The 13,534-nt window shown below is 71.6% G+C and carries 8 protein-coding genes; 3 read left to right on the top strand and 5 right to left on the bottom strand.

Annotated features, from left to right (window positions below):
* Positions 1-338 precede the first annotated feature (338 nt).
* The 5 genes from RIN80_RS02405 to RIN80_RS02385 all read right to left on the bottom strand — a co-directional run bounded on the left by RIN80_RS02405 (position 339) and on the right by RIN80_RS02385 (position 9,213).
* Positions 339-1,052 (bottom strand): DNA alkylation repair protein, encoded by a 714-nt coding sequence (locus tag RIN80_RS02405; RefSeq protein WP_309093773.1) that lies wholly within the window; start codon positions 1,050-1,052, stop codon positions 339-341.
* A 39-nt stretch (positions 1,053-1,091) separates the two neighbouring features.
* Positions 1,092-1,868: an HNH endonuclease family protein gene (locus RIN80_RS02400; protein WP_309093772.1), complete on the bottom strand. Its 777-nt coding sequence runs from the start codon at positions 1,866-1,868 to the stop codon at positions 1,092-1,094.
* A gap of 173 nt (positions 1,869-2,041) precedes the next feature.
* A complete protein-coding gene (mfd, locus tag RIN80_RS02395; RefSeq protein WP_309093771.1) occupies positions 2,042-5,575 on the bottom strand; it encodes a transcription-repair coupling factor in 3,534 nt (1,177 codons plus the stop codon).
* A gap of 273 nt (positions 5,576-5,848) precedes the next feature.
* Positions 5,849-8,428 carry an FtsX-like permease family protein gene (locus RIN80_RS02390; protein ID WP_309093770.1) on the bottom strand — a complete coding sequence of 860 codons (2,580 nt, stop codon included), beginning with the start codon at positions 8,426-8,428 and terminating at the stop codon, positions 5,849-5,851.
* On the bottom strand, positions 8,425-9,213 hold the full coding sequence (locus tag RIN80_RS02385) for an ABC transporter ATP-binding protein (RefSeq protein ID WP_309093769.1): 789 nt from the start codon (positions 9,211-9,213) through the stop codon (positions 8,425-8,427). Before RIN80_RS02385 ends, RIN80_RS02390 begins: the two co-directional genes overlap by 4 nt.
* 471 nt (positions 9,214-9,684) lie before the next feature.
* Here RIN80_RS02385 and RIN80_RS02380 point away from each other — a divergent pair, with 471 nt between their 5' ends.
* The 3 genes from RIN80_RS02380 (at position 9,685) to RIN80_RS02370 (ending at position 13,504) form a co-directional block, all read left to right on the top strand.
* Positions 9,685-11,178 (top strand): MFS transporter, encoded by a 1,494-nt coding sequence (locus RIN80_RS02380; RefSeq protein WP_309093768.1) that lies wholly within the window; start codon positions 9,685-9,687, stop codon positions 11,176-11,178.
* A 20-nt stretch (positions 11,179-11,198) separates the two neighbouring features.
* Positions 11,199-11,720, top strand: a complete 522-nt coding sequence (locus tag RIN80_RS02375) for a GNAT family N-acetyltransferase (RefSeq protein WP_309093767.1) — start codon at positions 11,199-11,201, stop codon at positions 11,718-11,720.
* A gap of 257 nt (positions 11,721-11,977) precedes the next feature.
* Positions 11,978-13,504 (top strand): cation acetate symporter, encoded by a 1,527-nt coding sequence (locus tag RIN80_RS02370; protein ID WP_309093766.1) that lies wholly within the window; start codon positions 11,978-11,980, stop codon positions 13,502-13,504.
* The last annotated feature ends 30 nt before the right edge of the window (positions 13,505-13,534 follow it).

Raw genomic sequence — 13,534 nt, 5'->3', positions numbered from 1 at the left:
CAGGCCCCTGCCCTGGGCGTGGGGCGCGACGGAGACGGAGATGGCGCTGACCGTGTCGGGGCGTACTCCGCGGCGCAGGTCCGAGAAGGCCCACACCAGGACCGTGTCCCAGCCGTTCCCGGGCAGTACTCGGGGAGTTCGGGGCGATCCGGGGGTAAGTGCGCGGCGCCCACGAGGTCCTGGATCACGAACTCCGGCCAGGTGTCCGCCATTCCCACGACCCGCTCCAGCATGTCGGGGCGGTCGGCGAGGCTCGATATCCTCGGCTGCGTGATCTTCGGCTCCGTGATCTCCGGCATGGGGTCACCGTAGGGGGATCCGGTGTGCCGGGCATCGGATTACCGCTGCCGCGCTCGTACGAAGCGCGCGCGTTCCTGCGCCGGGAGCCGCTCGGTCGCGTACCGCACGGTGATGCGCGGCAGGTCATTCGGGTGCTGCTCCAGGAACGCCACCAGCAGGGGCGCGTCCCGGCGGCCGATCTCGCGCAGCATCCAGCCGAGCGCCTTGTGGATCAGCGGTTCCGGATCGTGGCACAGGGCGCGCACCAGGCGGAACGTCGGCTCGAAGCGCCCCTGGCGGATCAGCGCCAGGGTGGCGACGACGGCGATCCTGCGGTCCCAGAGCCAGGACGAGGCGGCCAGCCCGTCCAGGACGTCCCAGAAGCCCTCCTCGGGCCCGTCCACGAGCCACGGCCCGAGCACGAGGTGGGCGGAGGCGTCCACCAGGTCCCAGTTGTCCACGCACCGGGTGCGCGCCAGGTAGAAGTCGACCAGGTCCCGGCGTTCCGCGCCCCGGGCCGTCCGCGTCCGCTCGGCCAGCACCAGCACCCCGGCCAACCGCTCCTCGTGCACACGGCTGCGCAGCAGCGCGTCCACGTCCTCCCGGGTCAGCTCCCGGTGTGCCCGGGCCAGCTCGCGTACCACGGGCACCCGCACGCCGAGCAGTTCATCGTCTTCCGGCGGCCGCAGCACCCGCAGCTGCTGGATCCTGATGTCCGGCTCGGCCCCGTCCCGCAGCGCGCTCCGCAGGGCCTGCAGCGCATGGGTCGTCATGTCCGGGGACGGTAGCGCAGGGTGGGCGGGCCGCCGCCGTCAGCCGCCGCACTGCCGCAGCATCGTCTCCTTGTCGGCGGACGTCACGGGCAGGTCGTACTTCAGGGACACCTGGGCGAAGCGCACCGAGTAGGCGCAGCGGATCCGACGGTCGGGCGGCAGCCAGGACGCCGGTCCGGAGTCTCCCTTCGCGCTGTTGGTCGGCCCGTCCACCGGGACGAGGTTGAGCGGGTCGTTGGCGATGGACTCCCGCTTGTCCTCCGTCCAGCGCGAGGCGCCCATCTGCCAGTCGTAGGACAAGGGCATCACGTGGTCTATCTGCACCTTCGTCGCACGGGACTTGGTGAACTCGATGACCTTGCCGGTGTACGGGTCGTGCAGCGTCATGGACGTGACGACGCAGTCGGAGCCCTTACGGAAGCGCAGGTCCCGGCCGTCGCGCTTGAGGAGGTCGTTGCGCGTGTCGCAGCCGTTGCGGGAGAAGGGGACGTCGCGTGGCGCCGAGTCCATCCAGGCGTAGCCGAACTCGTCCCGGTCGTAACCCGTCCTGGGGCCGCGGCCCTTCGTGGCCACCTTCTCGATCAGGGCGCGCGCCTTCGCCCTGTCCTCGGTGGAGGTGATCGACGCCAGTCCCGGCTTCGTGCCGTCCGGGTTGTCCAGCGGGTTCACGGCCCGGGGGTCGCCGGCGGCCGGGGCACCGGATCCGGAGGCTCCGCTGCCGTCCACCGGAGGGGCCAGGCCCTCGCAGCCGGTCAGCGCCGCACCGGCGAACACCATGGCGACGGCCAGTGCCGCCCCGCCCCTCAGACGCCTCACCCTGCGCCCCTCCCCTGCTTGCCCGTGCCGCCCTCGCGCGGGCGGCCTGTGTCTCGTCCCACGGTAGCGAGGCGAAGGTTCACACCACACCGGCCCGAAGGGGCGTTCCGGGACCGGGTCCGGAACCGGGCCCGGCCCGAAGCCGGTGCCGCACCAGGCCCGGTCCCCGCCTGTCAGGACCCCAGGACCGACGTCAGGAACTCCCCCACCCACGCCAGCAGTTCCCGTCCGACCAGCGGCTTGCCGCCGACCTTCGCCGTCTTCGGGCGCGGTACCAGCACCTGGTGCGCCGCCGGCTTGATGACGGCCCCCGGGTACAGCCGCTTGAGCCGCAGCTCCTGCGACTCGCGCAACTCCACCGGCGCGAACCGGATGTTGGTGCCCTGCAGCACGATCTCGCCGACCCCGCACGCCCGGGCGAACATGCGCAGGCCCGCCACGAGCAGCAGGTTCTCCACCGGCTCGGGCAGCTTGCCGTAGCGGTCGACGAGTTCCTCGCGGACGGCCTTGATGTCCTCCTCCGAGTTGGCGGAGGCGATGGCGCGGTAGGCCTGGAGGCGCAGGCGCTCGCCGGGTGCGTAGTCGTGCGGGACGTGCGCGTCGACGGGCAGCTCGATCTTGACCTCGAGCGGCGGCTCCTCCTCGATGCCGCCGGTCTCCAGCTGGCGCCGGTAGTCCGCGACGGCCTCGCCGACCATCCGCACGTACAGGTCGAAGCCGACGCCCGCGATGTGGCCGGACTGCTCGCCGCCGAGGAGGTTGCCCGCGCCGCGGATCTCCAGGTCCTTCATGGCGACGTACATGCCGGCGCCCATCTCCGTGTGCTGGGCGATGGTCGCGAGCCGTTCGTGCGCCGTCTCGGTCAGCGGCTTCTCCGGCGGGTAGAGGAAGTAGGCGTAGCCGCGCTCACGGCCACGTCCGACCCGGCCGCGCAGCTGGTGCAGCTGGGACAGTCCGAAGTTGTCGCCGCGCTCCACGATCAGGGTGTTGGCGTTGGAGATGTCGATGCCGGACTCCACGATCGTCGTGGACACCAGCACGTCGAACTTCTTCTCCCAGAAGTCGACGACGACCTGCTCCAGCGCCGACTCGGACATCTGGCCGTGCGCGGTGGCGATGCGCGCCTCGGGGACGATCTCGCGCAGGCGGGCGGCGGCCCGGTCGATCGACTCGACGCGGTTGTGGATGTAGAAGACCTGGCCCTCGCGCAGCAGTTCGCGGCGGATGGCGGCGCCGATCTGCTTCTCCTCGTACGGGCCGACGAAGGTCAGCACCGGGTGGCGCTCCTCCGGCGGGGTGGTGATGGTCGACATCTCGCGAATGCCGGTGACCGCCATCTCCAGGGTCCGGGGGATCGGGGTCGCGGACATGGTCAGCACGTCGACGTTGGCGCGCAGCTTCTTCAGCTGCTCCTTGTGCTCGACGCCGAACCGCTGCTCCTCGTCGACGATGACCAGGCCGAGGTCCTTGAACTTCGTCTCGGAGGAGAACAGCCGGTGCGTGCCGATGACGACGTCGACCGAGCCCTCGCGCAGGCCCTCCAGGACGGCCTTGGCCTCGGTGTCGGTCTGGAAGCGGGACAGGGCCTTCACGACCACCGGGAACTGCGCGTACCGCTCGCTGAACGTGCCGAAGTGCTGCTGCACCAGCAGGGTCGTCGGCACGAGCACGGCGACCTGCTTGCCGTCCTGGACGGCCTTGAAGGCGGCCCTCACCGCGATCTCGGTCTTGCCGTAGCCGACGTCGCCGCAGACCAGGCGGTCCATGGGGATCGACTTCTCCATGTCCTCCTTGACCTCGGCGATGGTGGTGAGCTGGTCGGGCGTCTCCGCGTAGGGGAAGGCGTCCTCCAGCTCGCGCTGCCAGGGGGTGTCCGGCCCGAAGGCGTGCCCGGGGGCCGCCATCCGGGCGCTGTACAGCTTGATGAGGTCGGCGGCGATCTCCTTGACGGCCTTCTTGGCGCGGGCCTTCGTCTTCGTCCAGTCGGCGCCGCCCAGGCGGTGCAGGGTGGGCGCCTCGCCGCCGACGTACTTGGTGATCTGCTCCAGCTGGTCGGTGGGGATGTAGAGCCGGTCGCCGGGCTGGCCGCGCTTGGCGGGGGCGTACTCGACGACCAGGTACTCGCGGGTGGCGCCCTGCACGGTGCGCTGCACCATCTCGATGTAGCGGCCCACGCCGTGCTGCTCGTGGACGATGTAGTCGCCCGCCTCCAGGGTGAGCGGGTCGATGGTCTTGCGGCGGCGGGCCGGCATGCGGGCGCCCTCGCGGCCGGACGCCTTCTGGCCGGAGAGGTCGGTCTCGGTCAGCACCGCGAGTCTGAGGGCCGGGTCGACGAAGCCGTGGTCGATCGAGCCGCACGCCACGTGCACCACGGACGGGGAGATCTCGCCGAGGTCCCCGTCGAGGCGGGCGGCGATGCCCTCGCCACCGAGCACCTCCACCGTACGGGCGGCCGGGCCGTGGCCCTCGGTGACGAACACCGTCCGCCAGCCGTCGGCGAGCCAGCCCTTGGTGTCGGCGAGGGCCTTGGCGGTGTCCCCGCGGTAGGTCTCCGGGGCGTGCATGCCGAGCTTGAGGGTGTCGGCGTCCAGCTCTTCGTCCGCGGCGAACGGCGACACCGACCACCACATCATGTCCAGCTCGCGCGCCCGGTCGCGCACGTCCGCGATGGACCACAGGGAGGCCGCGCCGACGTCGATGGGCGCTTCCCCGCCGCCGGCGGTGGCCGCCCAGGAGGCGTGCAGGAACTCCTGCGAGGTGGCGACCAGGTCCGACGCGCGCGTACGCACGCGCTCCGGGTCGCACACGACGGCCATGGACCCCTTGGGCAGCACGTCGAGCAGCAGCTCCATGTCGTCGACCAGGACCGGGGCGAGTGACTCCATGCCCTCCACGGCGATGCCCTCGGCGATCTTGCCGAGGAGTTCGCCCAGCTCGGGGTGCTGTTCGGCCAGGGCCCGGGCACGCGCGCGTACGTCCTCGGTGAGCAGCAGCTCGCGGCAGGGCGGCGCCCACAGGCCGTGCTCGGCGATCTCCAGGGAGCGCTGGTCGGCGACCTTGAAGTAGCGGATCTCCTCGACGTCGTCGCCCCAGAACTCCACGCGCAGGGGGTGTTCCTCGGTGGGCGGGAACACGTCGAGGATGCCGCCGCGCACGGCGAACTCGCCGCGCTTCTCCACCAGCTCCACGCGCGCGTAGGCGGCGGCGGCGAGGGCCTCCACCACCTCGTTCAGATCGGCGCTCTGCCCGGTCCGCAGCGCGACGGGCTCCAGGTCGCCCAGCCCCTTGACCTGCGGCTGGAGCACGGACCGTACGGGCGCGACGACGACGGAGACCGGGCCGGTCTCGGGGTCGTCGGGGCGGGGGTGGGTCAGGCGGCGCAGCACGGCCAGGCGGCGGCCGACGGTGTCGCTGCGGGGGCTGAGCCGCTCGTGCGGCAGCGTCTCCCAGGAGGGGTACTCCACGACGCCCTCGGGCGGGAGGAGGGAGCGCAGGGCGGCGGCCAGGTCCTCCGCCTCGCGGCCCGTCGCCGTCACCGCCAGCACCGGGCGGCCCGTGTCCCGGGCCAGGGCGGCCACCGCGAAGGGGCGGGCCGCGGGAGGGCCGACCAGGTCGACGTGCATGCGGTTGCCGTCTGCGGCGGCCCTGATCGCTTCGGCGAGGGCGGCGTCCTTGACGACGGCGTCGAGCAGACCGTGCAGGCTCATGGGGGGTGTTTTCCGTCCGGGGAGTCCAGGGGGTGGGCAACGCGACTGGCCCGACGCGCGCCGCGGGCCGGGGGTCTCCAGCGTACGACGCTGCGCGGCCCGGCGTCGGGGCCTGTGGATGACGCCCCCGGGTGCGAGGTCTCGGCGTCGGTGTCCGGGCCGGCCGGCCCTCGCCGCGCGCAGCGACCGGCGCCGGGTAGTCCTGGAGTGGACTTCCCGGCGCCGGGTTCCCCGCAACCCCCGTATGCGGTGGCTCCTCGCGGTGACGCGTGACTACTCCGTCGCGATCGCGTTCAGCACGTTCATCCGGCCCGCCCGGAACGCCGGGATCAGGGCCGCGAACAGGCCCACGAACGCCGAGCCGAGGAAGACGCCGATGATCGTCGGCCAGGGGATGTCCAGGACCATCAGGCCCTCCAGCTCCAGCAGCTGCTGGGCCGTGGCGCCCCAGCCCATGCCGAGGCCGAGGCCCAGCAGGGCGCCGAAGAGGGCGATGACCACCGACTCCATGCGGATCATGCGGCGCAGCTGACGGCGGGAGAGGCCGATCGCCCGCATCAGGCCGATCTCCCTGGTGCGCTCCACCACCGACAGGGCCAGGGTGTTCACCACGCCCAGGATGGCGACGATGATCGCCAGGGCCAGCAGGCCGTAGATCATGTTGAGCAGCTGGCCGATCTGGTCCTTCAGAGCGTCCTTGTAGTCGGTCTGGTCGCGCACGGTGTACTGCGGGTAGTCGTGCAGGGCCGACCTCAGGGACTTGTAGGCGGCGTCCTGCTGACCCTCCTTGGCGCTGGCGAAGACCAGCGAGTCCAGCGGCATCTTGTCGGCCGGGACGTACTTGGCCATCGTCGCGATGGAGGTGTACATCGCGCCCGCGTCGATCACGACGTCACTGCTGGTGATCGCCCGGACCGTGAGGTCGGCCGCGGAGCCGTCCTTGAAGGCCACCTTGATCTTCGAGCCGAGGCTGATGCCGTGGTCCTCGGCGAACTTCTCGTGCACGGACATCGAGTCCGGCTGGTAGGCGTCGGGCAGCTTGCCGGCGACGGTCTCGGTGCGCAGGTCGGTCGCGTACGACGGGTCGGCCGCCGTGATCGCCGTGTCCTTGAGGGTCTTGCCGTCGGGGGTGGTGAAGTCGGCCTTGGTCCACTTGTACTCGGTGACCCGCTCCAGCTCCGGCGTCGACTTCATGGCCTTGACCGCCTGCGGGGTGATCAGCTGGCCGCTGTCGGACTGGACGATGAAGTCCGTGCCGACGGTCTTGTCGAGCTGGTCGGTTGCGGAGGCCACCATGGAGGAGCCGACCACGGACAGGCACGCCACCAGGGCGAGGCCGATCATGAGCGCGGCGCCCGTCGCTCCGGTGCGGCGCGGGTTGCGCAGGGCGTTGCGCTCGGCCATGCGGCCCACGGGGCCGAACATCCGCAGCAGGACCGCGCCGAGGACCCGGACCACGGCGCCGGCGAGCAGCGGGCCGATGACGACGAAGCCGATCAGCGACAGCACCACGCCGATGCCGAGCCACAGCGAGCCGTCGGTGGCCTTGTCGGCCGCCGCCGCCAGGTACAGGGCGAAGGTGCCGCCGGCGGTGAGGACGGTACCGGTGATGCCGCGGATCCAGCCGGCCTTGGCGTCCGCCGGGGCGCCCGCGTCGCGCAGCGCCGCCATCGGGGAGATCTTGCCGGCGCGCCGGGCGGGCAGGTAGGCGGCGAGCACGGTGACGACCACGCCGAGGACGAGTCCGACCACGGGGGTCGTCCAGGCGACGGTGAGGTCGTCGGTGGACAGTTCCATGCCCATCTGGCCCATGAGCTTCATGAGGCCGACGGCGAGGCCGACGCCCGCGCCCACGCCGAGCACCGAGCCGACGAGGCCGAGCAGCAGCGCCTCGGCCAGCACCGAGCGGTTGACCTGCTTGCGGGAGGAGCCGATGGCCCGCATCAGGCCGATCTCGCGGGTGCGCTGGGCGACCAGCATGGAGAAGGTGTTGATGATCAGGAAGATGCCGACGAGGAGGGCGATCCCGGCGAAGCCGAGCATCGCGTACTTCATGACGTTCATGAAGCCCTCGACGTCCTTCTGGTTGGCGTCGGCGGTCTCCTTGGCGGTCTTGACCTGGAAGTCGCCGCCGAGCTCGGTGGTGACGTTCTTCTTCAGCTGTGCGTCGCTGACGCCGGCGGCCGCGGTGACGTTGACGTTGGTGTAGACACCCGGCTCGCCGACCAGGGCCTGCTGGGCGGTCTTCGTGTCGAGGTAGAAGATCGCGGCGCCGGGGTTGGTGACGGTGAAGTCGGCGATGCCGCAGATCCTCGCGGTGTGGTTGCCGACCGCGGTGAGCACGGTGATCTCGTCGCCGAGCCTCAGGCCGTGCTTGTCGGCGGTGTCGGCGTCGACCATGATCTGGTCGCCGCCCTCGGGCGCCGCACCGGAGGTGATCTTCATGGTGCGGGCGTCGGTGGCGTTCCAGCTGCCGACGATGGTCGGGCCGCCGCTGGTGGGCGAGAGGCTGTCCTTGTCGGCGTCGACGACGGTGACCGACGTGGAGAACACCGTGCCCTCGGCGGACTTCACGCCCTCGGCCTTGCGCACCTCGCCGAGCACGGAGGCGGGCATGACCGGCGGCTTGCCGTTGTCGGCGGTGGTCTCACCGCTGTCGGAGGCGCCCTTGGCGCTGACCGTGACGTCGGAGGAGGTGGCCGCGAAGAGCTTGTCGAACGTGGTGGACATGGTGTCGGTGAAGACGAGCGTCCCGCAGACGAAGGCCACCGACAGCAGGACGGCGACCGCCGACAGGGCCATGCGTCCCTTGTGCGCGACGAAGTTGCGCATGGAGGTCTTCATGACGGTCATGACGTGCGCCCCCGGGCGTCGAAGTCCTTCATGCGGTCCAGGACGGCCTCCGCGGTCGGCTTGAACATCTCGTCGACGATCCGTCCGTCGGCGAGGTACAGCACCCGGTCCGCGTAGCTGGCGGCGACCGGGTCGTGGGTGACCATGACGATGGTCTGGCCCAGCTCGGTCACCGAGCGGCGCAGGAAGCCGAGGACCTCGGCGCCGGCGCGCGAGTCGAGGTTTCCGGTCGGCTCGTCACCGAAGATGATCTCGGGCCGGGCGGCGAGCGCCCGTGCCACGGCGACGCGCTGCTGCTGGCCGCCGGAGAGCTGGGTGGGCCGGTGCTTGAGCCGGTCGGCGAGCCCGACGGTCTCCACGACCCGCGCGAGCCACTGCTTGTCCGGCTTGCGGCCCGCGATGTCCATGGGCAGCGTGATGTTCTCGATGGCGTTCAGCGTCGGCAGCAGGTTGAACGCCTGGAAGATGAACCCGATCCGGTCCCGGCGCAGCTGCGTCAGCTTCTTGTCCTTCAGGCCGGTGATCTCGGTGTCGTCGAGGTAGATCTGCCCGCTGGTGACGGTGTCGAGCCCGGCGAGGCAGTGCATCAGCGTGGACTTGCCGGAGCCCGAGGGGCCCATGATCGCGGTGAACTGGCCGCGTTCGATGTCCACGTCGACGTGATCGAGGGCGACGACACGGGTCTCTCCGGACCCGTACGCCTTCACGACCTGCCGCGCCCGCGCGGCAACGGCCGTACGCCCTCCAGTGCCCCCGTGCCTGGGAATGGTTACAGCCGAAGTCACGGTATGTCTCCTATATCGGTCAGCAGTTGGTGAAGGCGGTTGCCCGGTCGGCAGCCGCGGTGTGCGTCGCCGGACCTCGCTTCCGTCCGGCGTGCCTTCAGTCTCGCCGTGGGGAGGGGCCCCGCGCCCTGGTGTTCAGCGCAGTCTTCTGCTGAGGAAAACCCCACCCCCGCCGGTGTGTGAAACCGCCCCCCGGCGGCGTAAAGCCAGGTTAAGGAACGCCCCCTCGGCGTCTCGTCCTCCGCCGGTACGAACCCTCCCCGGGTCGTAGTACGGAGGTACCCCTAGGGGCAGTCCACCGAGGGGTGGAGTCCGTCTCAGGGTCGGCTCCTCCCCTCGGCCCGTCGAGACTCCACCCTCCCGCGACGTCAGGGTCAAGTGGGAAGCTGTCCGCGGCAGATACGTGCAAGGGGCAGGCACAGGGACGACGGCCCCGGCGAGGGCGGCCGGTGCCAGGGGGAGGGACCCGGGGTGGGCAGCACGAGTCCGGCAGCACAGGAGACCGCACGGCCCGTCGCGACCGGCCGGCGCGGGGCGGTGGTCGCCGCGCTGATGCTGTCGATGGCGCTGGCGGCGCTGGACTCCACCATCGTCTCGACCGCCGTCCCCCAGATCGTCGGGGACCTGGGCGGCTTCTCGGTCTTCTCCTGGCTGTTCTCCGGTTATCTGCTGGCCGTGACCGTCACGCTGCCCGTCTACGGCAAGCTCTCCGACACCTTCGGCCGCAAGCCGGTGCTGATCGCGGGCTCGGTGGTGTTCCTGCTGGGCTCCCTGCTGTGCGCGCTGGCCTGGAACATGGGGGCGCTCATCGCCTTCCGCATCGTGCAGGGCCTGGGCGGTGGCGCGCTGCAGGGCACCGTGCAGACCCTGGCCGCCGACCTCTACCCGCTGAAGGACCGGCCCCGCATCCAGTCGAAGCTGTCCACGGTGTGGGCGGTGTCGGCGGTCGCCGGGCCGGGTCTCGGCGGGCTGCTCGCCGCGTACGCGGACTGGCGCTGGATCTTCCTGGTCAACCTGCCGGTCGGCGCGGTGGCGCTGTGGCTGATCGTCCGTCACCTGCATGAGCCGGAACGCGCCGAGTCCACCCGCGCGCGGGTGGACTGGGCCGGCGCGCTCGCGGTGTTCGCCTGCGGCGGGGTGCTGCTGACGGCCCTGGTGCAGGGCGGGGTGGCGTGGCCGTGGCTGTCGGCGCCCTCGCTGGCCCTGTTCGGCACGGGCCTCGCCCTGGTGGCGGTGGTGGTGCTGGTGGAGCGCCGCGCGGCGGATCCGATCATCCCGGGCTGGGTGTGGCGGCGCCGGACGATCGCCGCGGTCAACCTGGCCCTGGGCGCGCTGGGGCTGCTGATGGTCGCGCCGACGGTCTTCCTGCCCACCTACGCCCAGTCGGTGCTGGGCCTGGCGCCCGTGGCCGCCGGATTCGTGCTCTCCGTGTGGACCTTGAGCTGGCCGGTGTCGGCGGCACTGAGCCAGCACGTCTACCGCAGGATCGGCTTCCGCAACACCGCGATGCTCGGCATCGGGACCGCCGCCCTGATCCTGCTGGCGTTCCCCTTCCTGCCCTATCCCGGGCAGGCCTGGCAGCCGACGCTGCTGATGCTGCTCCTGGGCGCCGCGCTGGGCCTGTTCCAGCTGCCGCTGATCGTCGGGGTGCAGTCGACGGTGGGCTGGGCGGAACGCGGGACGACGACCGCGTCCGTGCTCTTCTGCCGCCAGACCGGCCAGACGGTCGGCGCGGCCGTCTTCGGCGCCGTCGCCAACGGGGTGCTGGCCGCCCGGCTCGGCGGCGCGGGCGACCTCGACTCGGTGACCCGGGCGCTCGACTCGGGCACCGCGCCGGAGGCGACCCGGCGGGCGATCGCCGACGCGGTGCACGCCGTCTACCTGGGCGCCTCGTGCGCGGCGGCGCTGGCGTTCGTGGTGCTGCTGTTCCTCGCGCCGAGGAAATTCCCGGTGCTCAAGGACTGACCGTCCGTACCCTCCGGTCCATGCTGACCCTGCAACGGCTGCGCGCCGGCCACGCGGACGCCCTGCTGGCCTTCGAGCGGGAGAACCGGGCGTACTTCGCGCGGACGGTGCCCGACCGCGGCGACGCCTACTTCACCCCGGCCGGGTTCGCCGAACGCCACCGGGCACTCCTGGAGGAACAGCACGCGCGCGTGTGCCACTTCCATGTCCTCCTGGAGGACGACGTGCTGATCGGCCGCGTGAACCTGCTCGACGTGGCGGACGGCAGCGCCGAGCTGGGCTACCGCGTCGGCGAGCGCGCGGCCGGGCGGGGTGTGGCGACGGCTGCCGTCGCGCTGATGTGCCGGACGGCCGCCGCCGACTACGGGCTGACGTCCCTCACCGCGCGGACGACGCTGGACAATCCCGCCTCCATGAAGGTCCTGACCCGCAACGGCTTCACGCCCGCCGGGGGGACGATCCTGAGCGGCCGGCCCGGACTGCGTTACGTGCGCGGGCAGTTGGCCTCCACCCTCCGCGAAGCACCCTCGAACGACGGTTAACGCGGGTAACACCCGAGGTCACGAGGGTAAGCGCATACCGACCGATCAGTTTGACCAAACCCTCGCGCAGTCCCGGTACTCCGCAGTAACGTGCGTGGCCGCCCGCCCCCCCACCTCCCTGCGGTCCGCCGCACCGGATCCGACCCGCGCAAGGAGCACCGGGATGTTCACGCACAGCAGCAGCGTGATCGTGGCGACGGCGGAGAAGCCGACCAGGGACATCGCCCGGGCGTTTCCGTTGAAACGCGGTGGTCACCGTGACCGGCCCCGACCGGGACGACCTCGACGAGTTCTACACCGGCTACGGCTCCCTGTCGCCCATGCGCAACGGCCTGGCCATCGCCGGCGACTACATCTCCGCCGCGACCGTCCTCGGCACCGGCGGCGTCATCGCCCTGTTCGGCTACGACGGGACCGTCCTGGCCCTGAGCACGGCCCTGTCACTGATGCTGCTGATGTTCCTGCTGGCCGAACCGCTGCGCAACGCGGGCCGGTTCACCATGGGCGACGCGCTCACCCGCCGGATGCCCGGACGCGCCGTGCGCATCGCGGCCTGCGCGGTGACCCTGGCGGCGCTGCTGCCGCTGATGCTGGTCCAACGGGCGGGGACCGGGCAGTTGATGGCGTTCATCTTCGGCTTCTCCGGCGAGTCGCTGCAGACCGGCTGCATCATCGGCGTCGGCGCCCTGATGATCAGCTACGCGGCGATCGGCGGCATGAAGGGCACCGCCCTCATCCAGATCCTGAAGATCGTGATGCTGCTCGGCTCCGGCCTGGTCGTCGCCGGGCTGATCCTCAACCGCTTCGACTGGGACCCGGGGGCGCTGTTCGGCGCGGCCGCCGAGAACAGCGGCGTGGGCTCGGCGTTCCTCTCGTCCGGACTGCAGTTCTCGGGCGGCGCAAGCCCCGAGCTGGACATGATCACCGCGCAGCTGACGATCGTCCTCGGCGGCGCCTGCCTGCCCCACGTCACGATGCGCATGTACACCGCCTCCAGCGCCCGGCAGGTGCGGCGGTCGATGTCCTGGGCGGTGTCCGGCGTGGCGCTGTTCGCGCTCGTCATCACGGTCGTCGGCTTCGGCGCGACCGCGCTGGTCGGGCGGGCGGTGATCGCCCAGGTCGACCCGCAGGGCAACACGGCCTATCTGCTGGGCTCCCAGGCGGCGTTCGGCGCGGACGTGTCGGCGGCGGAGACGTTCCTGTTCACGACCGTCACCACGGCCGTCTTCCTCACACTGCTCGCTTCCGTCGCCGGGATGATCCTGGCCTGCGCCAACTCCCTGGCGCACGACGTGTTCGCCGCCCGGGTGCAGGAGATGTCCCCGCGCCGCGAGATGGCCCTGGCCCGCGTCTCGGCCCTGGCGGTGGGCGTCCCGGCGATCCTGCTGGCCACCCTCGTGCAGCACCGCAGCCTGCAGCCCCTGGTGACGCTCTCGTTCTGCCTGGGCGCCTCGGCCATCGCCCCCGCGCTGGTCTTCAGCCTCTTCTGGCGCCGCTACACCCGAACGGGCCTGCTCAGCACCCTCATCGGCGGCTCACTGGCGGTGCTGCTGCTGATGCCGGGCACCAACCTGGTCTCCGGCTCACCCGTCTCCGCCTTCCCCGAGGCCGACTTCAACTGGTTCCCGTTCACCACCACGGGCCTGCTCTCCATCCCCTTCGGCTTCGCCTGCGGCTGGCTGGGCACACTGGCCTCCGGCCGCCGCGGGTCGCAGGAGCAACGCCGTCAGTACGAGGCGGTGGAGGGCTGGATCCTGGCGGGCGCGGTACGCAGGAAGGACTGAGCGGGACGCCCTCGGGGCGCGGGGAACCAC

It is taken from the genome of Streptomyces sp. (genome assembly GCF_031181705.1).
Taxonomy (GTDB): domain Bacteria; phylum Actinomycetota; class Actinomycetes; order Streptomycetales; family Streptomycetaceae; genus Streptomyces.
The sequence above is the reverse complement of the archived record's forward strand: the minus strand, read 5'-3'. Positions and strand labels throughout refer to the sequence as shown.